Below are 26,645 nucleotides of genomic sequence, written 5' to 3'. Positions count from 1 at the left end.
GCGCGTCGAACAGGCCGCCCTGCGCCGGTGCGGGCGCCGGCGCGCTGCGGGCCGCGGCCGCGCGCGCATTCGGCAGCGCCTCGCCGGTGGCCTCGCGCAGCCACGTCTTGAAGCCGTAGCGCTGGAAGAATGCGATCAGCTTTTCCTTGTCCTCGCCAAGATCGTGCAGGGCATGGAAATCGGCGACCGCATCGGAAAGATCGCAATCGGTCTTTACCGTGACCAGTTCGCGCGCACGCGGCAGCCAGTCCAGCGTGTTGCGCAGGTTCTCGCCCACCACGCCCTTGATGCCGTCCGCAGCCGCCATGATGGCGTCGAGCGAGCCGTATTCGGTCAGCCATTTCACCGCGGTTTTCGGGCCCACCTTGGGCACGCCGGGCACATTGTCGACCGCATCGCCGATCAGCGACAGATAATCGACGATACGCTCGGGCGGCACGCCGAACTTGTTCAGCACGCCGGGCGGATCCAGCACCTCGCCGCTCATCGTATTGACCAGCGTGACGTGGTCATTGACCAGCTGCGCGAGGTCCTTGTCGCCGGTGGAGACCACCGTGTGCACGCCCTGCGCTGTGGCCTGGCAGGCGAGCGTGCCGATCACGTCGTCCGCCTCCACGCCCTCGACCACGACGATGGGCCAGCCCAGTGCGCGCACGGCTTCATGGATCGGTTCGATCTGCCGGGCGAGGTCCTCGGGCATCGACGGGCGATGCTCCTTGTACGCGGGATACATGTCGTCGCGGAACGTCTTGCCCTTGGCGTCGAACACGCAGGCGATATACTGTGCCGGGTAATCGTTGCGCAGCTTGCGCAGCATGTTGATCATGCCGTAGATTGCCCCTGTGGGCAGCCCTTCGCCATTCCTCAGGTCCGGCAGAGCGTGATACGCGCGATATAGATAGCTCGATCCATCGACGAGCAAGAGTGTTTTTGGACTATCCGACATTCCCATGGACTCAAAATTGACTGGTGCCCCCGCAGGCGATGCTAACGCCGCCCCCCTCGCCGATACGGACGTTTCCGACATTTCGGGTAATGCTGTGAATCCGCCGCCCGAGAAAGCGTCGGCGCATGCTGCAGCCATTGCCGCCAAGGCCGATGCCGCGGCGGCCGGCAAAAGTCCCGAAGAACAGGAAGCTGCCGCACGCGCTGCGGCGGCGCGCGCCAATCCGCGCAAGATGATCCCGAGCCTGCGTGCGCTGGCCGACGAAGATCGCGCCACGGCCAAGAAGGCGCGCGCCTCGTGGCAAATGTTCACGATTATGGCAGAGTTCATCGAGGCGACCGAGTACCTCTCCGAGATCCGTCCCGCCGTGTCGATCTACGGCAGCGCGCGCCTGCGCGAAGACTCGCCTTACTACCAGAAGACCATCGAGATCGCCCGCCTGTTTTCGGACGCCGGCTTCGCGGTAATCTCCGGCGGCGGCCCCGGCATCATGGAAGCCGCCAACAAGGGCGCGCACGCGGGCAAATCCGCCAGCGTCGGCCTAAACATCGAACTGCCGCATGAACAGCAAGGCAATCCGTACCAGGATATCGCCATGCGATTCCGTCACTTCTTCACGCGCAAGGTCACCTTCGTGAAGAACTCCGACGCGTTCATCGTGATGCCGGGCGGTTTTGGCACGCTCGACGAACTGGCCGAGGTGCTGACGCTGGTGCAGACCGGCAAATCGCGTTCGGTCCCGGTGGTCATGTATGGCAGCCGCTTCTGGAAGGGCCTGCTCGACTGGTTCCGCTTCACGCTGCTGCCGATGGGCCTGATCGCCGAACACGACCTCGACCTCATGAAGATCGTCGACGAGCCGCAGGAAGTGCTGGAAGCCGTCTACGAGTACTACGAAAAACGTGGTGGCGACCATCCCATTCCGCCCAAGGAAGAAATGTTCTATCTGTAAGGCAAAAGTGCAGCCCGGCTCTCCCTCGATGGCGGTCCGCCGGGTGGACGCAAGGCCACGAGAGCGGCCCGGAATCGGCAGGAATTGCTAGAATGGAAGCCTGTCCGCCTGCCAGATTCCGGCGCCGCCGGGTGCGCAGGCCAAATCCGCGTTGCGGGGCTGGCTGCCCTGCGCGCACAGGAGCCTCAGATGACTTCCCCTTCGCAACCGGGTGCCAGGCTGGCCGATCTGTATGCCGCCCTTGGCCGCCACGGCTATCTGCCCGCGCTCGGCGCCGCCGTGCTGGCGCTGGCGGTGACAACCCCGGCGCTGGCTCAGGGCTCGGAATCGAGCAATGCGCTGACGCAGCAGGAACTAAACCAGATCAACAACCAGCCGATCGCGCCGGCAGTGAAGAGCCAACTGAACCAGCCGCGCGAGCCGAGCTTCCAGTTGCGCGAGCGCGATGGCACGCAGGTGACCGAATATCGTGACAAGGGCCGCGCCACCGATATCCAGGTGCATTCCGGATTCGGCACCAAATACGAAATGAGCAAGCCCGAAGACAGCTCGCCCAAGATTCGTGACCACGACGTGAACCGCGTGCCGTCGGTGAACCTGAAGTTCTGACGTTCGCCCGCGATACCCTGATAGTCTTCTTACCCACGATCCGCGCGGCCAGCTTGCCGACGCGGATCGCGCCGGCCCTCCGGCAGAAATGCCGCGGCGGCGGAACGTGTTGTCCTTCCGGTCCCGCCGTCCCCTGATTCGCACCAATTAAACAGTATGGCCGTATTCACCACGGTCTCGCAGGACGAGATCGCCCGCTGGCTGCTTGACTACGACCTCGGCGAAGTACGCGCGCTGCGCGGCATTGCGTCGGGCATCGAGAACAGCAACTTTTTTCTGACGATGGAGCAGGACGGCGTCACGCGCGAATATGTGCTGACGATTTTCGAGCGGCTGCACTTCGACCAATTGCCGTACTACCTGCACCTGATGGACCATCTGGCGCGCCACGGCATCAGCGTGCCGGCGCCGATGCGCGCGCGCGACGGCGAGATCCTGCGCAGCCTGAAGGGCAAGCCCGCCACCATCGTCACGCGCCTGCCCGGCGCCTCGCAGCTGGCGCCGCAAGCCGAGCACTGCGCGGAAGTCGGCTCGATGCTCGCGCGCATGCATCTGGCCGGCCAGGATTATCCGCGTCAGCAGCCCAACCTGCGCAGCCTGGCGTGGTGGCGGCAGACGCAGCCCGAGATCACGCCGTTCCTGGACGCATCGCAACGCGAGTTGCTGTCCGACGAGATCGCCCATCAGAGCGCGTTCTTCGCCAGCGCCGACTACGCCGCGCTGCAAGGCGGCCCGTGCCACTGCGACCTGTTCCGCGACAACGTGCTCTTCGACGAGGTCGACGGCAGGCACAAGCTCGGCGGTTTCTTCGATTTCTATTTCGCGGGCAACGACAAGTGGCTGTTTGACCTTGCGGTGACCGTGAACGACTGGTGCATCGATTTGCCGACCGGCGTGCTCGACATCGATCGCGCGCGCGCCATGCTGCAGGCATATCATGCGGCCAGGCCCTTGACGGACGTCGAGGCCGCGCACTGGCAGGACATGCTGCGTGCCGGCGCGCTGCGTTTCTGGATCTCGCGCCTGTGGGATTTTTATCTCCCGCGCGAGGCCGATATGCTGCAGCCGCACGATCCGACCCACTTCGAACGCATTCTGCGCCGCCGCATCGACGACGCGGCCGCGCTCCCCTGGATCTGATTCGCCATGCAACTACTGGAAGTTTCCGCCAAGGAAGGCTACGTCTGGTTTCGCCAGGGCGTCTGGCTGTTTCGCAAGAACCCGCTCGCGTTCCTGATGCTGCTGTTCATCTACCTGATTGCCGCGCAGTTGGCGATCTTCGTGCCGCTGTTCGGCATCATTGCACTGCTGGTGGTCACGCCCGGGCTGTATGTCGGCGTGATGACCGCATGCCGCGAAGTCATCCAGAACAAGCGCGTGCTGCCCACCATCCTGCTGGCGGGGTTTCGCACCAACGGCAAACAGGCGACGCGCAACCTGCTGGTGCTGGGCGGCATCTATGCGACGCTGGTATTCACGCTCAGCCTGATCGCCACCACGGTGGTCGATATCGGCGCGGTCGCCCCGATGGTATTCAAGGGCGAGGAGCCATCCGCGGAAACCGTGCGCCAACTGTATCTCGCGCTGCTGATCGGCGCGCTGCTCTACACGCCCGTGGCGATGATGTTCTGGTTCGCGCCGCTGTTGTCGGCCTGGCACCAGGTGCCGCCGGTCAAGGCGCTGTTTTTCAGCTGGACCGCATGCTGGCGCAACCGCGGCGCGTTCTTCACCTACGCCGTGCTGTTTGCGGTGCTGATGGTGGCGGTGCCGCTGGTGCTGGAAACGGTATTTGCGGCGTTCGGCGGCGAAGCGGTGCTGTCGTTCCTGGTGACGCCATATTCGCTGCTGATCCTGGCGATCCTGTACTGCTCGTTCTACGCGACCTATCGCGGCTGCTTCAATATCGTGCCGCCCGGCGAGGCCGCGGACGTCGCGCCGCAGCCGCCGCAGCCCTGAGGCGCCTGCCGTCTCGCTTGCACGAGCGAGGCGGCCTCACCCACCCGGCGGCGGGCTTCAGTCGATCGGATCGAGCTTGGCCACGCCGAGCGCCAGCCACTTGGCGCCGTGGCGCTTGAAATCGATGTTGGCGCGCGCATCGGCGCCCTCGCCCTCGAGCGCCTTGATGCGGCCTTCCCCAAATTTGTTGTGGAACACGTTCTGCCCCACGCGGAATCCCGTAGCGGCGGCACGTTTTTCTTCCGCATAGTTCTTGCCGGTGTCCATGCCGCCGGTGGGCTTGCGCCCCGTGTACGGCACGTCTTCGGCACGCTTGAACCAATCGCGGCCCCAGCCCGATTCCCGCTCGGACGACTGGCGCCCGCTGCCGGCGCCATAAGTGCCATACGCCTGACCCTGCGGCGTGATCCACTTCAGCGACGCCTCGGGTAGCTCCTCGAAGAAGCGCGAGCGCACGTGATATCGCATCTGGCCATGCAGCACACGGCTTTGCGCGAACGACAGGTACAACCGCTCGCGCGCGCGCGTGATGGCCACGTACATCAGCCGGCGCTCTTCCTCAAGGCCGTCCGCCTCCATCGCGCTGTTTTCATGCGGAAACAGCCCTTCCTCGAGCCCGGTGATAAACACCACGTTGAACTCGAGCCCCTTGGCCGCGTGCACCGTCATCATCTGCACGGCGTCCTGCCCGGCCTGCGCCTGGTTGTCGCCCGCTTCCAGCGATGCATGCGTGAGAAACGCCACCAGCGGCGTCATCACCACCGGCAACTGCTCGGGGTCCAGCACCTGCTGGTCCTGGTCGCCCTGCGCCAGCGCTGGCGGCGCATCACGATGCACGGGCAGCATGCGCGCCAGCGCATCCAGCCCATAGCCCTCTTCCACCACGAATGCCTGCGCCGCGGTCACCAGTTCCTGCAAGTTTTCGATGCGGTCCTGGCCTTCCTTTTCGGTCTGGTAATGCGCGATCAGTCCAGACGTGTTGGTGACATATTCAACGGTCTGCGCCAGCGTCATCCGGCTGGTCTCGGCGCGCATCTGCTCGATCAGGCGCAGGAACGCGCCGAGCGAACTGCCGGCCTTGCCCGGCACGTAGGCAACCGCCTCGGCCAGCGAGCAGTTGTACTGACGCGCGGCGTCCTGCAGCGTTTCGAGCGATTTCGCGCCGATGCCGCGCGTCGGGAAATTCACCACGCGCCCGAACGCGGCGTCGTTACGCGGATTTTCGATCAACTGCAGATAGGCCAGCGCGTGCTTGACTTCGGCGCGCTCGAAAAAGCGCAGGCCGCCGTAGACACGATAGGGAATGCCTGACGAAAACAGCGCGTGCTCGATCACCCGCGACTGCGCGTTGCTGCGGTACAGGATGGCGATTTCGGCGCGCGACATGCCCTGCGCGATCTGATCGCGGATTTCCTCAACGATCCACGACGCTTCCTGCCCGTCCGAGCCCGCCTGGAACACGCGCACCGGCTCGCCGTGTCCGGCATCGGTACGCAGATTCTTGCCCAGGCGCCGCGCGTTATGCGAGATCAAGTGGTTGGCGGAGTCGAGAATGTGGCCATGCGAGCGGTAGTTCTGCTCCAGCTTGATCATGTGGCGCACGCGGAATTCCTGCTCGAAATCGCGCATGTTGCCGACGTTGGCGCCACGGAACGCATAGATGCTCTGATCGTCGTCGCCCACCGCGAACACCGCCGCAGCATGGCCAGACCCGTAGCCGGCCAGCAGCTTGAGCCACTGGTATTGCAGCACGTTGGTGTCCTGGAACTCGTCCACCAGCACATGACGAAAACGATGCTGGTAGTGCTGGCGGATCGCGTCGTTATAGCGCAGCAATTCGTGACAGCGCAGCAGCAGCTCGGCAAAATCGACCACGCCTTCGCGCTGGCACTGCTCGTCATAGGCCGCGTAGAGATCGACGAAACGCCGGTTGAAGTCGTCGTTGGCCTCGACGTCGGCCGGCCGCAGCCCCTGTTCCTTGGCGTTGTTGATGAAGTACTGCAGGCTCTTGGCCGGGTACTTCTCGTCGTCGACGTTCAGTTGCTTGAGCAGCCGCTTGAGCGCCGACAGCTGATCCTGCGTGTCCAGGATCGCAAATGTCTGCGGCAGGCCGGCGTCGCGAAAGTGCGCGCGCAGCATCCGGTTGCACAGGCCGTGGAAAGTGCCGATCCACATGCCGCGCGTGTTGATCGGCAGCATCGACGACAAGCGCGTCTGCATTTCCTTGGCGGCCTTGTTGGTAAAGGTCACAGCCAGGATGCCGGCCGGCGAGACCCGACCGTTCTGGATCAGCCAGGCGATCCGCGTGGTCAGCACGCGCGTCTTGCCACTGCCCGCGCCGGCCAGGATCAGGGCGGGCTCGTCCGGCAGGGTGACGGCGGCTAATTGTTCGGCGTTGAGATTGGCAAGCAGGCTGGACATCGGATCGGGGCCGGGAAGGTAGGCGGCAATTATACCGGCGGCCACGTCCCGGGCCCGTCAGCAGGCGGGGCCCGGGCAGCGCCGCAATGGCCGGCCATGGCCCGAAAATGCACACCGATACCCCACCTCCCCTATAATTTGATGTTTTCCCGGCCCAATGCGGCGGCGCGCCGATCCGCCTGCCGGCCAGAGCCCTGACCCGCACCCCACGACATCCCAGCATGACCGCAGAAGACCAGTCCCTTGCCAAGAGCTTCGAACCCGCCGCCATCGAGGCCAAATGGGGCCCTGAGTGGGAGCGCCGCGGTATCGCCCAGCCCACCTTCGACGCCAACCGTCCCGATTTCGCCATCCAGTTGCCGCCGCCCAATGTGACCGGCACGCTGCACATGGGACACGCGTTCAACCAGACCATCATGGACGGCCTGGCCCGGCACGCGCGCATGCGCGGCGCCAACACGCTGTGGGTACCTGGCACGGACCACGCCGGCATCGCCACGCAGATCGTGGTGGAGCGCCAGCTCGAAGCGCAGGGCATTTCGCGCCATGACCTGGGCCGCGAGAAGTTCACCGAGAAAGTCTGGGCCTGGAAGGAAGAATCGGGATCGACCATCACGCGCCAGGTGCGCCGCATGGGCGCCTCGATCGACTGGACGCGCGAATACTTCACGATGTCGCCCGAAATGTCGAAGGCCGTCACGGAGGTGTTCGTCCGTCTGCACGAGCAGGGCCTGATCTACCGCGGCAAGCGCCTGGTGAACTGGGATCCGGTGCTGGGCACCGCCGTGTCCGACCTGGAAGTCGACAGCGTCGAGGAAGACGGCTCGCTGTGGCATATCTCCTACCCGCTGGCCGAGCCCGATACCGTGCGCGGCCTGACCCACCTGACCGTGGCCACCACCCGCCCCGAGACGATGCTGGGCGACACGGCCGTGATGGTGCATCCGGAAGACGAGCGCTATGCGCACCTGATCGGCAAGTTCGTCCATCTGCCGCTGACCGACCGCCAGATTCCGGTAATCGCCGACGAATACGTCGATCGCGAATTCGGCACCGGCGTGGTCAAGGTCACGCCCGGCCACGATTTCAACGACTACGCCGTGGGCCAGCGCCACAACCTGCCGCAGATGTCGATCCTGACGCTGGACGCCCGGATCGTGGCCGACGCACCCGCCGCATACGCCGGCATGGATCGCTTCGAGGCACGCAAGAAGATGATCGCCGATCTGCAGGCTCTCGGCCTGCTGGGAGAGGTCAAGAAGCACAAGCTGATGGTGCCGCGCAGCGAACGCACCGGTAGCGTGATCGAGCCGATGCTCACCGACCAGTGGTTCGTTGCGATGAGCAAGCCGGCGCCGGAAGGCACGTTCAATCCGGGCCGCTCGATCGCCGAGGTGGCGCTCGACGCCGTGCAGAGCGGCGAGATCAAGCTCGTGCCCGAAAACTGGATCAGCACCTACAACCAGTGGCTGTCCAACATCCAGGACTGGTGTATCAGCCGCCAGCTATGGTGGGGCCACCAGATCCCGGCCTGGTACGACGATGCCGGCAACGTGTTCGTCGCACGAACCGAGGAAGAAGCGCGCGCCAAGGCGCAGGCCGCCGGCAGCACGGGGCCGCTGCACCGCGACGAAGACGTGCTCGACACGTGGTTCTCGTCCGCGCTGGTGCCGTTCTCGTCGTTGGGCTGGCCGGAGCAGACGCCGGAACTGGAGCACTTCCTGCCGTCGTCGGTGCTGGTGACCGGCTACGACATCATCTTCTTCTGGGTGGCGCGCATGGTCATGATGACCAAGCACTTCACCGGCAAGGTGCCGTTCCACACCGTGTACGTGCACGGCCTGGTGCGCGACTCCGAAGGCAAGAAGATGAGCAAGTCGGAGGGCAACACGCTGGATCCGGTCGACCTGATCGACGGCATCGAGCTCGATTCGCTGCTCAAGAAGCGCACCACGGGCCTGCGCCGGCCGAAGGATGCGCCGAAGATCGAAAACAAGACGAAGAAGGAATTCCCGAACGGCATTCCCGCTTTTGGCGCCGATGCGCTGCGCTTCACGTTCGCATCGCTGGCCACGCTGGGTCGCAACATCAATTTCGATACCGGTCGCTGCGAAGGTTATCGCAACTTCTGCAACAAGCTCTGGAACGCCACGCGTTTCGTGCTGATGAACACCGAAGGCCACGACTGCGGCATGGGCCCGTGCACGAACGACTGCGGCCCGGACGGCTACCTGCACTTCTCGCAGGCCGACCGCTGGATCGTGTCGCTGTTGCAGCGCGTGGAAGCGGAAGTGGAAAAGGGCTTCGACGAGTACCGCTTCGACAACATCGCCAACGCGATCTACAAGTTCGTGTGGGACGAGTACTGCGACTGGTACCTGGAAATGGCCAAGGTACAGATCCAGACCGGCACCGAGGCGCAGCAGCGCGCCACGCGCCGCACCCTGCTGCGCGTGCTGGAAACGGTGCTGCGCCTGGCGCATCCGATCATCCCGTTCATTACCGAGGAACTGTGGCAGAAGGTGGCCCCGCTGGCCGGGCGCGCCAAGGGCGACGGCAGCGAGACCATCGCCACGCAAGCGTACCCGCTGCCCGCCGCGGCCAAGATCGACGAAGCCGCCGAAGCCTGGGTGGCCCAACTCAAGGCCGTGGTGGACGCCTGCCGCAACCTGCGCGGCGAGATGAACATTTCGCCGGCGCAGCGCATCCCGCTCTATGCGTGCGGCGACAGCGCCTTCCTGAAGGAAGCGGCGGCGCAAATCCAGGCGCTTGCGAAACTTTCCGAAGTCAGGGTATTCGAAGACGAGGCCGAGCTGCAGCGCGAAGGGGCCGGGGCGCCGGTGGCCATCGTCGGCGGCAACCATCTGCTCCTGAAGATCGAGATCGACGTGGCGGCCGAACGCGTGCGTCTCGCCAAGGAAATCGACCGCATTTCGGGGGAAATCGGCAAGTGCCGCGGCAAGCTGTCCAACGAGAGCTTTGTCGCCAAGGCGCCGCCCGCCGTGGTTGCGCAGGAAACACAACGTCTGTCGGATTTCGAACAGACCCTGCAGAAGCTGAAGGATCAACTACAGCGTCTGCCTGCGTAAGTGATGCTTGGGTGCCGCTCCGGCGCAGGCGTCGGACATCGCCCGACAGACGGCACCCCCCATCCTGCGGCACGGTACTACACCGGATTGAAAAGGAAGCTGAAATGGAAAACCGCGTCACCAAGGCCGTCTTTCCCGTCGCCGGGCTAGGCACACGTTTCTTGCCCGCCACCAAGGCGAGCCCGAAGGAAATGCTGCCGGTGGTAGACAAGCCGCTGATCCAGTACGCCGTGGAAGAAGCCATGGCCGCAGGCATCAACGAGATGATTTTCGTCACGGGCCGCTCCAAGCGCGCCATCGAGGATCACTTCGACAAGGCCTACGAACTGGAAATGGAGCTTGAGGCCAAGAACAAGCAAGCGCTGCTCGATGTGGTGCGTTCCATCAAGCCCAAGAACGTGGAGTGTTTCTACGTGCGCCAGCCGGAGGCGCTGGGGCTCGGTCACGCCGTGCTGTGCGCGGCGCGCCTGGTGGGCGATGCACCGTTCGCGGTCATGCTGGCCGACGACCTGCTCGACGGGGAGGAGAACGACCCCGTGATGAAGCAGATGGTGGACATCTACAACCACTACAACTGTTCTGTGCTGGGCGTGGAGGAAATCGCGCCCGAGCAAAGCCGGTCCTACGGTGTGGTCGACGGCCGCGAATGGGACGAGCGCGTGATCAAGATGTCCGGCATCGTTGAAAAGCCGGCGCCGGAAAATGCCCCGTCCAATCTGGGCGTGGTGGGCCGCTACATCCTCACGCCGCGCATTTTCGACCATATCCGCGAACTGAAACCGGGCGCTGGCGGCGAATTCCAGCTGACCGACGCGATCCAGTCGATGCTCGACCAGGAACAGGTGCTGGCCTATCGCTACAAGGGCGTGCGCTATGACTGCGGCAGCAAGCTCGGCTATCTGAAGGCCACCGTGGAATTCGCACTGAAGCACCCGGAGGTGCGCGACGAATTCAGCGCCTATCTGGCACAGCGCGGCTGATCGGCCTCTATGGTGCGGCTGGCCCAGCGCCAGTGCGAATCGGGATGGCCCCAATGAAAAACCGCCTCACTGAGGCGGTTTTCCGTTTTCTGGCGACCTCGCCGACCGTCGCAAGGGCCGGTTTCCGCTTCAGCGGCGCTTCATGTAGAACACAAACACCTTGTCGACTTCGGCGTGCGACAGCAGCTCGTTGCCGGTCTGCTTGGCGAAGGCCTGGAAATCGCGCGTCGCACCCGGATCGGTTGCCAGCACCTTGAGCACTTCGCCGCTGGCCATGTCCGCCAACGCTTTCTTGGTCCGCAGGATCGGCAGCGGGCAGTTCAGGCCGCGCGCGTCCACTTCTTTCTTGAATTCCATTCCTCTCACCTTCTATTTCTGTGCGATGCCGTATTGTAGCGAAGCACTGACCAGCCCGAAGTCCGTCGGACGCCGGGGATCGGGGATGTTCTCGCCAGTCGCGCGATCGAAGAACTGAACCGGCAAGCCACGCCGCTCAAGAAAATCCGCCACGGCAAATCCGGTGCCGGCATTCCAGATGCGCATCTTTTCCGGCGCAACGAGCTTGTATTCGACCAATTCCTCAGACAGCCGGATTTCACCCTCGGCGCGCACGTGATACGCAATGATCAGTTCGTTCTTGCGCATGAATTCATAAACACCGATCAGCGACGCCGACACCGTGTCCAGATTCGTCTCTTCCTTGAGCTCACGGGCCACGCCAAGCTCCGGCGTTTCGTCACGCTCCATGAATCCGGTGACCAGCGCAAACATTTTCTCGGGCCACGCGGCGTTGCGCGCCAGCAGCAGTTTCCCCTCGTACTCGACCACAGCGGCCAGCACTGGCAATGGATTATCCCAATGCACAAAGCCGCAGCCATCCTGCACGCATGCGTGGCGATAACGTCCGGACAGCGGCAGGTGTTCAAGCTGCGCGCCGCATCGCGGACAAAATCGATAGGGTTCCATCGTGGGGCTCCTGGGACTGTCTGTTGAGTTTCTTGTTGTAATAAAAATTCGCAGCGACGCTGCTAGCCGACGCAGGCCGCGCGGATATCGGCCGCGAAAGCTTCCACGGTTTCGGGCTGCAAATCCCACGCGCACATCAGACGGCATCCGCCGGCGCCGATAAACGTGTAAAACATCCAGCCCTTGGCGCGCAGTGCCTCGATCGCCGGCAAGGGCAATTCGGCAAACACGGCGTTGGCTTCGGTCGGAAACATGATGCGCACGCCGGGAATATCGGCAATGCGCCGATGCAACAGCGCAGCCATCGCATTGGCGTGGCGGCCATTGCTAAGCCAGACGTCGTTTTCGAGCATGCCCAGCCACGGCGCAGAAATAAACCGCATTTTCGACGCCAGGTGTCCCGCCTGCTTGACGCGATAGGCAAAATCCTCGGCCAGCCGCCGATCGAAAAACACTACCGCCTCGCCCACGGGCAGGCCGTTCTTGGTTCCGCCGAAGCACAGCACATCGACCCCGGCGCGCCAGGTAATTTCGGACGGATGCACACCAAGCGACGCCACCGCATTGGCAAATCGTGCGCCGTCCATATGCACCCGCAACTGCCTGCGTTTGGCAATGGCGGCAATGGCGCGCACCTCTTCGACGGTATAAACGGTGCCCACTTCGGTCGCCTGCGTCAGCGACACCACGCGCGGCTTCGGATAATGGATATCGGACCGGCGCGTTACCAGCGCCTCCACGGCGTCGGGCGTCAGCTTGCCGTTTTCCCCTGGCGCGGTGAGCAGTTTGGATCCATTGGAGAAAAACTGCGGCGCGCCGCACTCGTCGGTTTCGATATGCGCCAGTTCATGGCAAATCACCGAATGGTACGACTGACACAACGACGACAGCGCCAGCGAATTGGCCGCCGTGCCGTTGAATACGAAAAAGACTTCGCAGTCGGTTTGAAACAGATCGCGGATACGATCGCAAACCTTCTGCGTCCAGCTGTCGTCGCCATAGGCTTTCTCGTGGCCCGTGGCATTGGCCTCAAGAAAATACTTCAGCGATTCCGGACAAAAACCGGCGTAGTTATCGGAAGCAAACTGCTGCATGGCGGACACTGCGGAAGTCATTACGCAAACCTCGGGATTACTTCTTGTCGATCCAGAGCTCGCCGCCGGTGGCCCAGTTTTCGCGCTTGATATCGGTGATGATGATATCGACGGCGCCCGCCGAGCAACCGAGCGTTTCGCACGTCACGCGCGTCACTTCCTCGACAAACTTGCGCTTCTGCTCCACGGTACGGCCTTCGAACATTTCAACGTGGAAAGTGGGCATGCAGATCTCCTTCAGGATTAGTTCGGGCTGATTCAGTGTTTGTAAGCGGGATCGATTCTATCGAGTTTGCGCAGCAATGCGGGCCACTCCATGACGCCTTCCACCGCGCCGTCGTCGAACAGCTGCAGCGACGTCCGCGCCGCCACGCTCGGCGGCGGCTGCACGGTGGCGCTGCCGAGCTGGGCGCCGAGCTGGATCTCGCACGCCTTGATCAGGGTTGCCATCAGCACATAGGCTTCGGCCACGGTGCGTCCGACCGTCAGCGTGCCGTGGTTGCGCAGCAGCATGGCGGGATGGGCGCCCAGCGACGCGATCAGCCGCGCGCCTTCGGCGGGTGTAAAGGCTAGGCCTTCGTAGTCGTGATAGGCGATGCGGCCATGGAAGCGCATGGCATGCTGCGACAGCGGCAGCAGCCCTTCGGCCTGGGCGGAAACGGCAATACCGGCGGTGTTATGCAGATGCATCACGCAATGCGCATCGGCGCGCGCGGCGTGCACGGCGGCGTGCAACGCGAAGCCGGTCACATTCACCGGATGCACGGTGTCGCCGACCACTTCCCCGCGGCTGTTGATCTTGACCAGATCCGAGGCGCGGATTTCGTCGAAGGCGAATCCGAACGGATTGATCAAGAAGTGATCGGGTTCGCCGGGTACGGTGGCCGAGATGTGGGTGTAGATCAGGTCGTCCCAGCGTTCCAGGGCCGCCAGCCGATAGGCGGCGGCCAGATCCACGCGCACGCGGGCTTCTTCCGGACTGATGGGCACTGCCGGGCCTGCGGCGCGCCCGGGCTGCAAGGCAAAAGACATGGGGGCTTGGCTTTCGCGCCGCCCTGCAACGCCGGCGCGGATGCGGCCTGGTCGAGTGAGCGGCGAAGCCGATACTGTAGCGCAGTCGTCAGCGGCCCGTGCGCGCGTCCGCTGGCATTGCGCGCCACATCCAGCCGTGGATTGCCGCGCCCAGCAGCAACGCCGCCGCGGCCACCGCCAGCGAGGCCGCGAATCCGCCCGTGCGCGCCACCAGCGACGTGGCCAGCGGCGGCCCGGCAATCTGGCCGATCGCATAGGCGGCCGTCATCAGGCCGATCAGCCTGGCCGCCCCCGCGCCCCAAAGCCGGCGCGCTTCGCGCATTGCGAACGACACCAGCGCGGTAAACGGCAGGCCCACCAGCAGGCTGCTGAGCGCGAATCCGGCCACGGTGGGCCATACGGCGACCACGCCGACACCGACCGCCTGCATCGTGTACAGCAGCATCATCATGCGGCGATTGTCGTGATGCATGCCGATGCGCGTCACCAGCCACGCGCCGACCGCCACGCCCCCACCGAGGATCGGCCAGAACAGATCGACCCAGATGCTGCCCGGCATCGCCTGTCGCGCGATCACGGGCAGGAACGTCGCAGTGATGATGTAGCCGAAGCCGGCCAGCCCGTAGGCCAGCGTCAGCGCCCAGGTCTGGCTGTCTAAGCGCGGCGTCGCCGGTGGCGCGGCGCCTGGCCGTCCGTCGGCATGCTGCGCCGGTGCCGACGACGATCCGAACACGCGCCATACCGCCGCCAGCATCGCACCGCCCAGTATCGCGAACGCGATCCAGCCCGAGGTGGCATGCCAGTGGGTCGCCACCATGCCCGACGCGGAAAGGCCGGTGACCACGATACCGAGCCCGGGTCCGCAGAACATCAGCCCGCCCAGCGTCGGCTGTCCCAGTTCCGCCAGACGCTGCATGCACCACGCCGTGGCGTAGACCATCACCAGGGCGCTGGCAATGCCTGCCAGCGTGCGCCACACGATCCACGCCGGCATGCCGCCCGGCAGAGCCATGGCCAACGTCAGCACGACGGTCAGCGCCAATGCGCCGCGCACCATGCGCACCGGGTCCGGCCGGATGACGAGGCACAACAGCGCGCCCAGCAGATAGCCGATGTAGTTCATGGTGGCCAGCGCCCCGCCACCGGCCAGCGTCACGGCGCCATCGTGCAGCATCATCGGCAACAACGGCGTAAAGGCGAAGCGGCCGATTCCCATTGCCAGGGCCAGCGACACCAGCCCGGCCATTGCCACGGCCCACGGGCCGAATGTGGGCCTCTGCGTGACTCCGGCCGGGATTTCTGTGTTTGCAAGTGACATGACGGGGATCGGGGGTGAAGGCGGCTGGCACTGCCGCGCATTGTTGACTATCCTATGCGCGTTCGAGTCATCACGAAAAATGAATAATAAAGATGACTTCCATCTCGATAGAGAAACCATCCTGCTATGGACCTTGCTGCACTTGAGATTTTTCGCACGGTAGTGGAAGCGGGCGGCGTCACGCGGGCCGCGGAGCGGCTGCATCGGGTGCAGTCCAATGTGACCACGCGGATCCGCCAGCTCGAGCAGTCGCTCGGGGTGGACCTGTTTGTGCGCGATGGCCGCCGCATGGTGCTCACGCCGGCCGGACAGACGCTGTTCGACTATGCGTGCCGCATCCTTCAGTTGGCCGACGAGGCGCGGCAGGCCGTGCAGCCGGCCCATCCGCAGGGGCGGCTGCGGATCGCGTCGATGGAAAGCACCGCGGCCAGCCGTTTGCCGCATGTGCTGGCGGCCTACCACCGCGCCTGGCCGTGCGTCGAACTGGAACTGGTGACGCTGCCGACGCGCCGGGCGCTCGACGCGCTGCGTCGCTTCGAGGTCGACTGCGCCTTCGTTGCGGACCCAATAGGCGAGCCCGACCTGGTCAGCCGCGCGGCCTTCGAGGAAGAACTTGTGATCGTCGCCAGCGCCGGCCACGCGCCGATCCGCACGCCGGCCGATGTCGACCGCGCCCCGCTGCTGACATTCGAGGCCGGCTGCAACTATCGCACGCGTTTCGACCACTGGTACGCCCAGTCCGGCCAGGCGCCCAGCCGCGTGATTCAACTCGGGTCGTATCACGCCATCGTGACGTGCGCCGCGGCCGGTATCGGCGTGGCCATCGTGCCGCGCTCGGTGCTGGCGCTTTATCGCAACCTGCCGGAAGTCAGCCTCCACCCGCTCGGCGACGCCGGCCGCGTCACCACGGTGCTGGCCTGGTATCCGTCGATGGCCAGTGCGGCGCTGATCGCCCTGGCCGATCTGTTGCAGGATTTCCCCACCCCCAGCGACATCGGCAACCCCGGTACGTTCGACCACACCCGCGCGGCGGCCTGACACAGCGGGCGCGCTGCAGGATGTGGTGGGTCGTCTACACTGAAAGTGGCGCGGCCACGGCACCTACGACGGGACGCGCTCCGCCATGACCTATGCATTCGTGTGGCCACGGCCGATGCCTGCCGCCGCGAACTGGCTGCGGCGGGCAATCGTCGCCTGCCTGCTTCTGGCTTTCGGCTTCGCGCTGCTGGCAAGCCACGGCGTCGCGGCCGCACCCGGGCCGCCAACCTCGCTGCCGTCCGAGCCGGCATCGGCGTCCGCAGGCGCATCCGCACCGGTCGCACCGGTGTACGTAATCGCCATAAAGGGCGCGATCGGCCCGGCCAGCGCCAGTTTCGCCGTGCGCGGCATCGAGCAGGCGCAGCAGCATGGCGCGCAGTTGATCGTGCTCGAAATGGACACGCCCGGCGGCCTCGACAAATCGATGCGAGACATCATCCAGGCCATCCTCGCGTCGCCGGTGCCGGTTGCCACCTATGTCTACCCCGGTGGTGCACGCGCCGCCAGCGCGGGTACCTACATCCTCTACGCCAGCCATATCGCGGCGATGGCGCCGGGCACCAATCTCGGCGCGGCCAGCCCTGTGGCCATCGGCATCGGCGGCGCACAACCGGAAACCGCTCCCGGGCCTTCTCCGGCCAGTGCGCCGGCGGCCCAGGACACCATGACGCGCAAGCAGATGCACGATGCATCGGCCTATATCCGCGGCCTCGCGCAATTGCGCCAGCGCAATGCCGAATGGGGCGAGCGCGCCGTGCGCGAAGCGGTCAGTCTGTCCGCCGACGAAGCCGTCGCGCAGAAAGTTGCCGATCTCGTCGCGCCAGATCTGCCGGCGCTGCTGCGGCAGGTCGATGGCAAGCGCATCGACGCCAGCGGCGCCATCCGTGTGCTGCACACGGCAAACGCGCCGGTCGTCACGGTGGCGCCAGACTGGCGCATCCGCCTGCTGGCCGTCGTCACCGATCCCAGCGTGGCGCTGATCCTCATGATGATCGGCATCTACGGCCTGATCTTCGAATTCTCCACGCCGGGCATGGTGCTGCCCGGCATCGCCGGTGCGATCTGCCTGCTGCTGGGTCTGTTCGCGCTGCAGATGCTGCCGTTGAACTACGCCGGACTGGCGCTGATCGCGCTGGGCGTCGGCTGCATGATCGCCGAACTGTTCCTGCCGACGTTTGGCACCGTGGGCGTGGGCGGCATCGTCGCCTTCGCCTTTGGTGCGGTCATGCTGATCGACACCGATGTGCCCGGCTTTGGCGTGCCCTTATCGCTGATCGCCGGCCTGTGCGGCCTCTCCGCGGCATTCCTGTTCGGCATGTCCGCCGTGGTCCTGCGCGCGCGCCGGCGGCCGGTGGTCAGCGGCGCGGACACGCTGGTGGGCGGCATCGCGGTGGTGATCGACGATACGCCGGCCGACGGCTGGGCGACGATTCGCGGCGAACAATGGCGCATTCGCGGCAGCGGGCCGCTGACGCGCGGACAGCGCGTACGCATCACGGGGCGCCGCGGCCTGGTGCTCGACGTCACTTCCATTCACGATGCCTGACACAACTAGGAGCCCGATATGGCGTTCGGATTCAGCTTCGGCGGCCTGATCTTCCTGCTCGTACTGCTGGTGATAAGCGCCGTCCGCATACTGCGCGAATACGAGCGCGGCGTGGTGTTCATGCTTGGCCGCTTCTGGCGCGTCAAGGGTCCCGGGCTGGTCCTGCTGATCCCCGGCGTGCAGCAGATGGTGCGCGTGGACCTGCGCACGGTGGTGTTCGACGTGCCGCCGCAGGACGTGATCTCGCACGACAACGTGTCCGTGAAGGTCAACGCGGTGGTGTACTTCCGCGTCGTCGATCCCGAGCGCGCCATCATCGAAGTTGCCAATTTCCTCGAAGCGACGAGCCAGCTGGCGCAGACCACGCTGCGCTCGGTACTGGGCAAACATGAACTGGACGAGATGCTGGCCGAGCGCGAAAAGCTCAATCTCGACATCCAGAAGGCGCTCGACGCGCAGACCGACGCATGGGGCATCAAGGTCTCGAACGTCGAAATCAAGCATGTGGACCTGAACGAATCGATGGTGCGTGCCATCGCCAAACAGGCCGAAGCCGAACGCGAACGCCGCGCCAAGATCATCCATGCGGAAGGCGAATTGCAGGCGTCCGTGAAATTGCTCGAAGCCGCGCAGATGCTGGCGCGGGAGCCGCAGGCCATGCAGCTGCGCTATCTGCAGACGCTCACGCAGATCGCCGGGGACAAGAGTTCGACCATCGTGTTTCCGTTGCCGATCGACATCGTGTCGAAGCTGATCGGCGGCGGCGCGAAATAGCCGCAATGTCGGCTGCGGCGCGCCACCTTCGGCCCGCTGTTCGGCCGCGAACGGTGCGTCCCCGAAAAGAAAAAAGCGCCCGCGGGCGCTTTTTTGGATGATGCAACGATGCGGTGGTGGGCCGGCTACGGCTGCCGGCCGCCCAGGCTGGGCATGCAGCGCGTCAGACCTTTGCAGACACCCACGCCGTCACGCCGGCCAGCGCCTTCGACAGGTTGGTCGGGTCCGTGCCGCCGGCCTGCGCCATGTCGGGACGGCCGCCGCCCTTGCCGCCGACTTGCTGCGCGACGAAGTTGACCAGCTCGCCTGCCTTGACCTTCGACGTGGCGTCGGCGGTCACACCGGCGATCAGGCTGACCTTGCCGTCGGCCACGGCCGCCAGCACGATGGCCGCGCTCTGCAGCTTGTCCTTGAGCTTGTCCATCGTTTCGCGCAGCGTCTTGACGTCCGCGCCTTCGAGCTGCGCGGCCAGCACCTTGAGTCCGTTGACGTCCACGGCCTGCGACACCAGTTCGTCGCCCTGCGACGAAGCGAGCTTGCTCTTGAGCTTTTCGAGTTCCTTCTCGAGCGCGCGGACCTGCTCCTGCACCTGGCCGATACGCGGCACCAGTTCCGACGGTTGCGCGCGCAGCGCTGCAGCCGCTTCGGCCAGGCGCGCGTCGAGCTGTTGCAGGTAATGCAGCGCGTTGTCGCCCGTAATGGCTTCGACGCGACGGATGCCGGCCGCCACGCCCGCTTCGACCACGATCTTGAACAGCCCGATGTCGCCGGTGCGCGTCACGTGGGTGCCGCCGCACAGTTCCTTGGACGATCCGATCGACAGCACGCGCACATCGTCACCGTACTTCTCGCCGAACAGCGCCATCGCGCCGCTCTTGACCGCGTCGTCGAAGCCCATCACGGCGGCGACGGTCGGCTCGTTGCGCAGGATCTCCGCATTGACGATTTCCTCGATCTGGCGGATCTGCGCGTCGGTCAGCGGTGCGCTGTGCGAGAAGTCGAAGCGCGTCTTGTCCGGATCGACCAGCGAGCCCTTCTGCTGCACGTGGCTGCCCAGCACTTCGCGCAATGCCTTGTGCATCAGGTGGGTGGCCGAGTGGTTGCGCACGGTGCGCGCGCGGCGCACGGCGTCAACCTGCGCCGCCACGGTGTCACCTACCTTGAGCACGCCGTTGGCCAGCGTGCCCTGGTGGCCGAACACGTCGGCCTGGATCTTGGTGGTATCGGCCACCGTGAACACGGCGGGGCCCGCCACCAGCGTGCCCTGATCGCCAACCTGACCGCCGGACTCGGCGTAGAACGGCGTGTTGTCGAGCACGACCACGCCGGTCTGGCCCGGCTGCATCGATTCCACCGCGGCGCCATCGACATACAGCGCGGTCACGCGCACGCCTTCCATGCTCAGCGCGTCGTAGCCGTGGAACACGGTCTTGTCGCCCGTGTATTCCAGGCCCGCGGCCATCTTGAACTTGCCGGCGGCGCGCGCCTGTTCGCGCTGGCGCGTCATCGCGGCGTCGAACGCCGCCTCGTCCACGGTGATTTCCTGCTCGCGCGCCACGTCCTGCGTCAGATCGAGCGGGAAGCCGAACGTGTCGTGCAGCTTGAACGCCAGTTCGCCATCGAGCACCTTGTTGCCCTTGGCCTTCAGGTCGGCCACGGCGGCGTCCAGGATCGACATGCCGTTTTCGATCGTTTCGAAGAAGCGTTCTTCCTCGGCCTTCAGCACCTCCACCACGCGGCCTTGGGCTTCGGCCAGTTCCGGATAGGCCTGGCCCATCTGTTCCACCAGATCAGCCACCAGCTTGTGGAAGAACGGCGTCTTCTGGCCAAGCTTGTAGCCATGGCGGATGGCACGGCGCACGATGCGGCGCAGCACATAGCCACGGCCCTCGTTGCCCGGAATCACGCCGTCGACGATCAGGAACGAGCACGCGCGGATATGGTCGGCGATGACCTTGAGCGAATTCTGGGTCAGGTCGGTAATGTGCGTCTCACGACCGGCGGCCTTGATCAGCGCCTGGAACAGGTCGATCTCGTAGTTGCTGTGCACGTGCTGCAGCACGGCGGCAATGCGCTCCAGACCCATGCCGGTATCCACGCACGGCTTGGGCAGGCGCGTCATGTTGCCCTGCTCGTCGCGATTGAACTGCATGAACACGAGGTTCCACACTTCGATGTAGCGGTCGCCGTCTTCCTCGGGCGATCCCGGCGGGCCGCCCCACACCTCGGGGCCGTGGTCGAAGAAAATTTCCGAGCACGGGCCGCACGGGCCGGTGTCCGCCATCTGCCAGAAGTTGTCCGAGGCGTAGCGCGCGCCCTTGTTGTCGCCGATGCGCACGATGCGCTCCGCGGGCACGCCCACTTCCTTGGCCCAGATGTCGTAGGCCTCGTCGTCTTCGGCGTAGACCGTCACCCACAGCTTGTCGGCGGGCAGCTGGTAGACCTTGGTCAGCAGTTCCCACGCGTAGTGGATCGCGTCGCGCTTGAAGTAATCGCCGAACGAGAAATTGCCCAGCATTTCAAAGAACGTGTGGTGGCGTGCCGTGTACCCCACATTCTCCAGATCGTTATGCTTGCCGCCGGCGCGGACCGAGCGCTGCGAAGACGTGGCGCGCGAGTACGGGCGCTTGTCGGTGCCCAGGAACACGTCCTTGAACTGCACCATGCCCGAATTGGTGAACAGCAGCGTCGGGTCGTTCGCCGGCACCAGGCTGGACGAGCGGACCACGGTATGGCCCTTCGACTCGAAGAACTGCAGGAACTTGCTGCGAATGTCGGAGACTTTCATGTTGTATCGGGCGCTTCCCGCGTCGTGGCAGGGCGCAGTCAGTCAGGTTGGATTTGCAAACCGTTGATTATACGGGTCAAGCCCTGTCACGGGGCAGTGGCTCGCCGCCTTGCTGTTGTATGGCTTGCCGCCCGGCGACGGGCGGGCGGGCCGATATGCCTCAATACGCCCCGACCCGCCAGCGATGGTCGCGCGCTGTCCGGTTATCGCCCACGGAACGGCCGGCCGCGCCCCGCGCGCGTGCATCGCCCGCCATGGCCGGTGATAGAGTGCTGGCTCCTCAGACCTTGCAGCCGTTGATCGCCATGGGAGCTTTAAGCCATCTTCGCGTCCTTGACCTGACCCGCGTTCTCGCCGGGCCATGGTGCGCCCAGAATCTTGCCGATTTCGGCGCCGACGTGATCAAGATCGAGCGCCCCGGCGCTGGCGACGACACGCGCATCTGGGGCCCGCCGTGGCTCAAGACGCCGGACGGCCGCGACACCGCCGAAGCCGCCTACTATCTGGCCGCAAACCGCAACAAGCGCTCGGTGACGTGCGACATCAGCACGCCCGAAGGCCAGCAGCTGGTGCGCGAGCTGGCCGCGCAGAGCGATGTCGTGCTGGAGAACTACAAGGTCGGCCAATTGAAGAAATACGGCCTAGATTACGACTCGCTCAAGGCCGTCAAGCCGGACCTGATCTATTGCTCCGTCACCGGCTTCGGCCAGACCGGCCCGTACGCACAGCGGCCGGGTTACGACTTCATCGTGCAGGGCATGGGCGGATTCATGAGCCTGACCGGCGAGCGCGACGATCTGCCCGGCGGCGGTCCGCAGAAGGCTGGCGTGGCGATTTCCGACCTGATGACCGGCCAGTACGCGACGATCGCCGTGCTGGCCGCGCTGGCCCATCGCGAGCGCACCGGCGAGGGCCAGTACATCGACATGGCGCTGCTCGACGTGCAGGTGGCGATGCTGGCCAACATGAATACGAACTACCTGGCCAGCGGCGTGGCGCCCAAGCGCTGGGGCAATGCTCACCCGAACATCGTGCCTTATCAGACGTTCCAGGCCGCCGATGGCTGGATCATCGTCGCGGTGGGCAACGACGGGCAGTTCCGCAAGTTCGTGACCGCCGGAGGCCGCCCCGAGCTGGCCGACGACGCGCGTTTCGCCACCAATCCGCAGCGCGTGGCGCACCGCGACGTGCTGGTGCCGATCCTGGCCGAGATGGTGGCGCCGCGCACGCGCGAGCAATGGATTCTCGATCTGGAGCGCGCCGGCGTGCCGTGCGGCCCGATCAACACGCTCGACGAGGTGTTCGAGAACGAGCAGGTGGTGTCGCGCGGCCTGCGCGTCGATCTGCCGCACCCGACGGCGGGCACGGTCAAGCTGGTGGGCAGCCCGATGCGGATGAGCGTGACGCCGCCCGAAGCGCTGCGCCATCCGCCGTTGCTGGGCGAGCACACCGATGTGGTGCTGGGCGAGACACTCGGCTACAGTGCCGAACACATCGCCGCCCTGCGCACCAAGGGTGTGGTCTGAATCCACGCAAGGCGCTCCGCGCGCCGCGCCGCCTGGTGAACCGGGCCGGCGCACAGGGCCGGTGATCATGGACGTTTCCCCCAACTGAGGAGAATTCATGCTGACCGATGCCCTGCTCGCGTTCCTGCACTTCACGGCCATCTTCGTGCTGGTCACGCTGATGACCGCCGAAGCGGTGGTTCTGCGCCCGGACATGACGCCGGCCACGGTACGCCGGCTGTCGCGCTATGACCTGTTCTATTTCCTCTCGGCGATGATCGTGCTGGCCACCGGCCTGCTGCGGCTGTTCTATGGGGCCAAGGGCGTGGATTTCCTGATCCACAATCCCTGGTTCCACGCCAAGATGACGGTGTTCGTATTGATTGCGCTGTGCTCGCTGCCGCCCACGCTCGCCATCGCCAAGTGGCGCAAGCAGGCAAACAAGCTGCCGGAATTCGTGCCCACGCCCGCCGAGATCAAGAAGGCGCGCCGCTGGGTCATGATAGAAGCCCATTTGTTTATCCTGCTGCCGCTATGCGCCGTGATGATGGCGCGCGGCATCGGCATGCGCTGATACCCGCGTCACAGAAAAGCCGGCGCGCAATGTACGCACCGGCTGACCGATTCCCGACCTTTTCCACGTTCGACATGTTCAAGACCCTGCTCACGGCCGCCATCACAGCCACCATGGCCTTCGCCGCGCCGGCGCACGCCGCCGCTCCCGCCAACTGGCCAGCCAAACCGATCCGCTTCGTGGTGCCATATCCGGCCGGCGGCCCGCTGGACACCGTGGCGCGCGCCATCGGCGAGAAGCTGCGCGACAGCCTGGGCCAGCCCGTGGTGGTCGAAAACAAGCCGGGCGCCGGCGGCAACCTGGGCGCCGACTACGTCGCCAAGCAACCGGCCGACGGCTACACGCTGGTGATGGGCGCGGTGGCTACGCACGCGATCAACCCGACGCTGTTTGCGAAGATGCCCTATGACCCGGTCAAGGACTTCGCGCCGATCACGCTGGTCGCCGACGTGCCGAACGTGCTCGTCATGCATCCGGGCAAGGCCGCGGAACTGCATATCAACAATGTGCGCGATCTGGTCGAATATGCGCGCAAGCATCCGGGCAAGCTCGACTATGCGTCCGGCGGCAACGGCAGCGCCGGGCACCTGTCCGGCGAGCTGTTCAAGAGCATGGCCCATATCAGCATGGTCCACATTCCGTACAACGGTGCGTCGCCGGCGCAGTTGTCGGTGCTTTCCGGCCAGACCGACCTGATTTTCGACAACCTCGCTTCCGCGTCGGCCAATATCAAGGCCGGCAAGCTCAAGGCCTTTGCCGTGACCACGGCCAGCCGCGCGCCCTCGTTCCCGGAGCTGCCGACGATTGCCGAAGCCGGCAAGGGTCTGGGCCTGGAAGGATTCGATATCTCGACATGGTTCGGCGTGCTGGCCCCGGCCGGCACGCCGCGCGAGATCGTCGACCGGCTCAATCACGACATCGTTGCGATTCTGAAGACCGACGACATGAAGCAGCGCCTGGCCCGCATCGGCGCGCAACCGGCGCCCACCACGCCCGAGCAGTTCGGGGCGCTGATCCAGCGCGAACTGAAGAAATACGGCCAGGTGGTCAAGGTTTCCGGCGCCAAGGTCGACTGACCGAGCCGCGCATCTTGCCGCGCATGCGCCAGAGCCGGTCCTTGCCGTCCCTGGCGTCCTCGGCCGCATTGCGCGGCAGCAGCAAGCCCACCTGTATCACGCGCGGCCCTTCCATGCGCGTCACGGTGAGCCGCAACCCGGCAAGTTCCAGTGCGTCGCCTTCCACGGGCGGCGACGAAAACACCGCCAGCATCGCCTCTTCTAGCGTGCGCGACTGCTCTTCCGGCGTCAGTTCCCGCGTGCCGTAAAGCGCCGCCACGTCCGCCAGCCTCGCCTGTCCGTCGAGCAGGAAATCATGCGAAGCCTGGTCCCAAGACGCCGGTCTGGCCGCCACCAGAAACAGCCGCGACAGCAACGGCACCGAGCCGGCCGGGGCCAGCACCGAGACGATATCGCCGGCGCGCAGCACCGCCTGCTCCAGCGGCACCAGCGATCCAGAGCGCGCCAGGGTCATCAATCGGCTGCGCGGCGGCAATTCCAGCTGATCGGCGCGCAAGTCTTCCATCGACGATCCGGCAGCCACCTGAAACTGCATCAATTCCAATCCCGGCGAGCGCGTGCCGCGCAGGCGTTCACGCGACAACGGCTCGTCGTACGGCGGCCGCAGTACACGCGCCAGACGCGCCGCCAGCGCCACCGTGGTGCCCTGGCATAGCAGGCTGGCCAGCACCACCGCAAACGCGACGCGAAACAGCAGCCCGGAATCCTCCATGCCCTGCAGCAGCGGAAACAGCGACAGCACGATCGGCACCGCGCCGCGCAATCCCATCCAGGCCACGAAGCCTTTCTCGCGTGCGCTGAAGCGAAACGGCAGCAATGAAGCGAACACCGCCACGGGACGTGCCACGCACATCAGGAACAGCGCCACCGCCAGCGAAGGCAGGGCGACATCCCAGATGCGATGAGGTGTCACCAGCAGGCCAAGCAGCAGGAACATGGCCGACTGTGCCAGCCACGCCATGCCGTCCATGGCGCGCATCACGTCTTCGCTGACGGCCCGATCGCGATTGCCGACCATCATGCCGGCCAGATAGACCGCCAGGAAGCCGCTGCCGCCCAGCGTCTGCACGATCGCCCACACCATGCATCCGCCCGCGCAGATGAGGATCGCCTGCAGCCCTTCGGCCACGTTCACGCGCTCCATGACGTTGGCCATGCAGTACCCCAGCGCCACGCCCAGCACGCCGCCGACGCCGAACTGCACCACCAGGCGCATCGCCAGCGCGGCAAGGGTCAGCCCTGCGGGCGCCGTGATCCACTGGATCAGGGTAAGCGTCAGGAAAATGGCCATCGGATCGTTGATGCCCGATTCGATTTCCAGCACGCTGGCGACGCGCTCCTTGAGCCGGATGCCGCTGCCGTTGAGCAGCGAGAACACGGCCGCGGCGTCGGTGGAGCCGACGATCGCGCCCAGCAGCAGCCCCAGCTTCCAGTCGATGCCGAGCATCCAGGTGGCAAACAGCCCGACCAGGACGGCCGTGAGCGCCACGCCGACCGTGGCCAGCGACAGCGAGGGCCGCAGTGCCACGCGAAATGTGGCGAAACGCGTGCGCAGGCCGCCATCGAGCAGGATCACCGCCAGCGCGATATTGCCCACCAGAAAGCTGAGCCAGGTGTTGGAGAAGCGGATCCCGCCCGGGCCGTCCACGCCGGCGGCCATGCCCACGCCCAGGAATACCAGCAGGAACGGCACGCCGAAGCGCGCCGAAAACACGCCCAGCAGAATGCCAAGCGTCATCACCACGGCGCCGATCAGGATGGCATGGTCGATGGTCTCCAAGCGGGCTCCTCCGAGGTCTCTTGCGCCGGCGCATTCGTGTGCACCAATCGGCGTCGATCCCATCGATCATAGGCGACCCGCCCGCCCCAGTCTGTCAGCCGCCGTCCGGCCGACGCGCGCCGCGACCCGCGTTCCCATGCGCGTTTTCCCTGCCATTTTCCTTGCATCGTCAACGGCTTACCGATTGCTTTCAGACGTCTG

General features: G+C 65.3%; 22 protein-coding genes. 12 read left to right on the top strand and 10 right to left on the bottom strand.

Annotated features, from left to right (window positions below):
* Positions 1 to 946 (bottom strand): 5'-3' exonuclease (locus F7R19_RS22055; protein ID WP_282959943.1); only part of this gene is annotated, 946 nt, incomplete at its 3' end.
* Between the two features lie 4 nt (positions 947 to 950).
* Between F7R19_RS22055 and F7R19_RS22050 the strand changes: the two genes are divergently transcribed.
* The 4 genes from F7R19_RS22050 to F7R19_RS22035 all read left to right on the top strand — a co-directional run bounded on the left by F7R19_RS22050 (position 951) and on the right by F7R19_RS22035 (position 4,463).
* Positions 951 to 1,898 (top strand): LOG family protein, encoded by a 948-nt coding sequence (locus F7R19_RS22050; RefSeq protein ID WP_211922776.1) that lies wholly within the window; start codon positions 951 to 953, stop codon positions 1,896 to 1,898.
* 189 nt (positions 1,899 to 2,087) lie between these two features.
* Positions 2,088 to 2,507, top strand: coding sequence for a hypothetical protein (locus F7R19_RS22045; RefSeq protein WP_061956860.1), 420 nt, complete (start codon positions 2,088 to 2,090; stop codon positions 2,505 to 2,507).
* Between the two features lie 156 nt (positions 2,508 to 2,663).
* On the top strand, positions 2,664 to 3,647 hold the full coding sequence (locus tag F7R19_RS22040; RefSeq protein WP_061956859.1) for a homoserine kinase: 984 nt from the start codon (positions 2,664 to 2,666) through the stop codon (positions 3,645 to 3,647).
* A 6-nt stretch (positions 3,648 to 3,653) separates the two neighbouring features.
* A complete protein-coding gene (locus F7R19_RS22035; RefSeq protein ID WP_061956858.1) occupies positions 3,654 to 4,463 on the top strand; it encodes a BPSS1780 family membrane protein in 810 nt (269 codons plus the stop codon).
* A 57-nt stretch (positions 4,464 to 4,520) separates the two neighbouring features.
* Here the strand turns inward: F7R19_RS22035 and F7R19_RS22030 are convergent, their stop codons facing one another.
* A complete protein-coding gene (locus tag F7R19_RS22030) occupies positions 4,521 to 6,884 on the bottom strand; it encodes a UvrD-helicase domain-containing protein (RefSeq protein ID WP_150982018.1) in 2,364 nt (787 codons plus the stop codon).
* 221 nt (positions 6,885 to 7,105) lie between these two features.
* Between F7R19_RS22030 and F7R19_RS22025 the strand changes: the two genes are divergently transcribed.
* On the top strand, positions 7,106 to 9,973 hold the full coding sequence (locus F7R19_RS22025; RefSeq protein WP_150982012.1) for a valine--tRNA ligase: 2,868 nt from the start codon (positions 7,106 to 7,108) through the stop codon (positions 9,971 to 9,973).
* 104 nt (positions 9,974 to 10,077) lie between these two features.
* Positions 10,078 to 10,953, top strand: coding sequence for a UTP--glucose-1-phosphate uridylyltransferase GalU (gene galU / locus F7R19_RS22020; RefSeq protein WP_061956855.1), 876 nt, complete (start codon positions 10,078 to 10,080; stop codon positions 10,951 to 10,953).
* Between the two features lie 129 nt (positions 10,954 to 11,082).
* On the opposite strand, the gene F7R19_RS22015 is transcribed toward galU, so the two are convergent.
* The 6 genes from F7R19_RS22015 to F7R19_RS21990 form a co-directional block, all read right to left on the bottom strand.
* Positions 11,083 to 11,310: a sulfurtransferase TusA family protein gene (locus F7R19_RS22015; RefSeq protein ID WP_061956854.1), complete on the bottom strand. Its 228-nt coding sequence runs from the start codon at positions 11,308 to 11,310 to the stop codon at positions 11,083 to 11,085.
* A gap of 12 nt (positions 11,311 to 11,322) precedes the next feature.
* The gene (locus F7R19_RS22010; RefSeq protein ID WP_061956853.1) at positions 11,323 to 11,919 is read right to left on the bottom strand and encodes an NUDIX domain-containing protein; all 597 of its coding nucleotides are present in this window, start codon (positions 11,917 to 11,919) and stop codon (positions 11,323 to 11,325) included.
* 62 nt (positions 11,920 to 11,981) lie between these two features.
* Positions 11,982 to 13,013 (bottom strand): threonine aldolase family protein, encoded by a 1,032-nt coding sequence (locus F7R19_RS22005; protein WP_061956852.1) that lies wholly within the window; start codon positions 13,011 to 13,013, stop codon positions 11,982 to 11,984.
* A gap of 37 nt (positions 13,014 to 13,050) precedes the next feature.
* Positions 13,051 to 13,239 (bottom strand): 4-oxalocrotonate tautomerase, encoded by a 189-nt coding sequence (locus tag F7R19_RS22000; protein WP_061956851.1) that lies wholly within the window; start codon positions 13,237 to 13,239, stop codon positions 13,051 to 13,053.
* A 32-nt stretch (positions 13,240 to 13,271) separates the two neighbouring features.
* Positions 13,272 to 14,045, bottom strand: coding sequence for a class II aldolase/adducin family protein (locus F7R19_RS21995; RefSeq protein ID WP_150982011.1), 774 nt, complete (start codon positions 14,043 to 14,045; stop codon positions 13,272 to 13,274).
* A gap of 88 nt (positions 14,046 to 14,133) precedes the next feature.
* Positions 14,134 to 15,363 (bottom strand): YbfB/YjiJ family MFS transporter, encoded by a 1,230-nt coding sequence (locus tag F7R19_RS21990; protein ID WP_150982010.1) that lies wholly within the window; start codon positions 15,361 to 15,363, stop codon positions 14,134 to 14,136.
* A 126-nt stretch (positions 15,364 to 15,489) separates the two neighbouring features.
* On the opposite strand from F7R19_RS21990, the gene F7R19_RS21985 reads away from it, so the two are divergent.
* The 3 genes from F7R19_RS21985 to F7R19_RS21975 all read left to right on the top strand — a co-directional run bounded on the left by F7R19_RS21985 (position 15,490) and on the right by F7R19_RS21975 (position 18,721).
* On the top strand, positions 15,490 to 16,401 hold the full coding sequence (locus F7R19_RS21985) for a LysR family transcriptional regulator (RefSeq protein ID WP_150982009.1): 912 nt from the start codon (positions 15,490 to 15,492) through the stop codon (positions 16,399 to 16,401).
* A 115-nt stretch (positions 16,402 to 16,516) separates the two neighbouring features.
* Entirely contained in the window at positions 16,517 to 17,947 is a 1,431-nt protein-coding gene (locus F7R19_RS21980; protein WP_150982017.1) for an NfeD family protein, read from the top strand.
* An 18-nt stretch (positions 17,948 to 17,965) separates the two neighbouring features.
* Positions 17,966 to 18,721 carry a slipin family protein gene (locus F7R19_RS21975; protein ID WP_150982008.1) on the top strand — a complete coding sequence of 252 codons (756 nt, stop codon included), beginning with the start codon at positions 17,966 to 17,968 and terminating at the stop codon, positions 18,719 to 18,721.
* A 163-nt stretch (positions 18,722 to 18,884) separates the two neighbouring features.
* Here F7R19_RS21975 and alaS read toward each other — a convergent pair whose 3' ends face one another.
* Positions 18,885 to 21,509, bottom strand: coding sequence for an alanine--tRNA ligase (alaS, locus tag F7R19_RS21970; protein ID WP_150982007.1), 2,625 nt, complete (start codon positions 21,507 to 21,509; stop codon positions 18,885 to 18,887).
* Between the two features lie 305 nt (positions 21,510 to 21,814).
* Between alaS and F7R19_RS21965 the strand changes: the two genes are divergently transcribed.
* The 3 genes from F7R19_RS21965 to F7R19_RS21955 all read left to right on the top strand — a co-directional run bounded on the left by F7R19_RS21965 (position 21,815) and on the right by F7R19_RS21955 (position 24,664).
* Positions 21,815 to 23,035, top strand: coding sequence for a CaiB/BaiF CoA transferase family protein (locus tag F7R19_RS21965; protein ID WP_061956845.1), 1,221 nt, complete (start codon positions 21,815 to 21,817; stop codon positions 23,033 to 23,035).
* Between the two features lie 97 nt (positions 23,036 to 23,132).
* On the top strand, positions 23,133 to 23,588 hold the full coding sequence (locus F7R19_RS21960; RefSeq protein ID WP_061956844.1) for a DUF2214 family protein: 456 nt from the start codon (positions 23,133 to 23,135) through the stop codon (positions 23,586 to 23,588).
* A gap of 74 nt (positions 23,589 to 23,662) precedes the next feature.
* Positions 23,663 to 24,664, top strand: coding sequence for a tripartite tricarboxylate transporter substrate binding protein (locus F7R19_RS21955; protein WP_150982016.1), 1,002 nt, complete (start codon positions 23,663 to 23,665; stop codon positions 24,662 to 24,664).
* On the opposite strand, the gene F7R19_RS21950 is transcribed toward F7R19_RS21955, so the two are convergent.
* Positions 24,636 to 26,444, bottom strand: coding sequence for a potassium/proton antiporter (locus F7R19_RS21950; RefSeq protein WP_061956843.1), 1,809 nt, complete (start codon positions 26,442 to 26,444; stop codon positions 24,636 to 24,638). The two genes, F7R19_RS21955 and F7R19_RS21950, sit on opposite strands and share 29 nt — an antisense overlap.
* Between the last annotated feature and the right edge of the window lie 201 nt (positions 26,445 to 26,645).

The sequence above is a fragment of the Cupriavidus pauculus genome (assembly GCF_008801835.1).
GTDB lineage: Bacteria > Pseudomonadota > Gammaproteobacteria > Burkholderiales > Burkholderiaceae > Cupriavidus > Cupriavidus pauculus.
The sequence above is the reverse complement of the archived record's forward strand: the minus strand, read 5'-3'. Positions and strand labels throughout refer to the sequence as shown.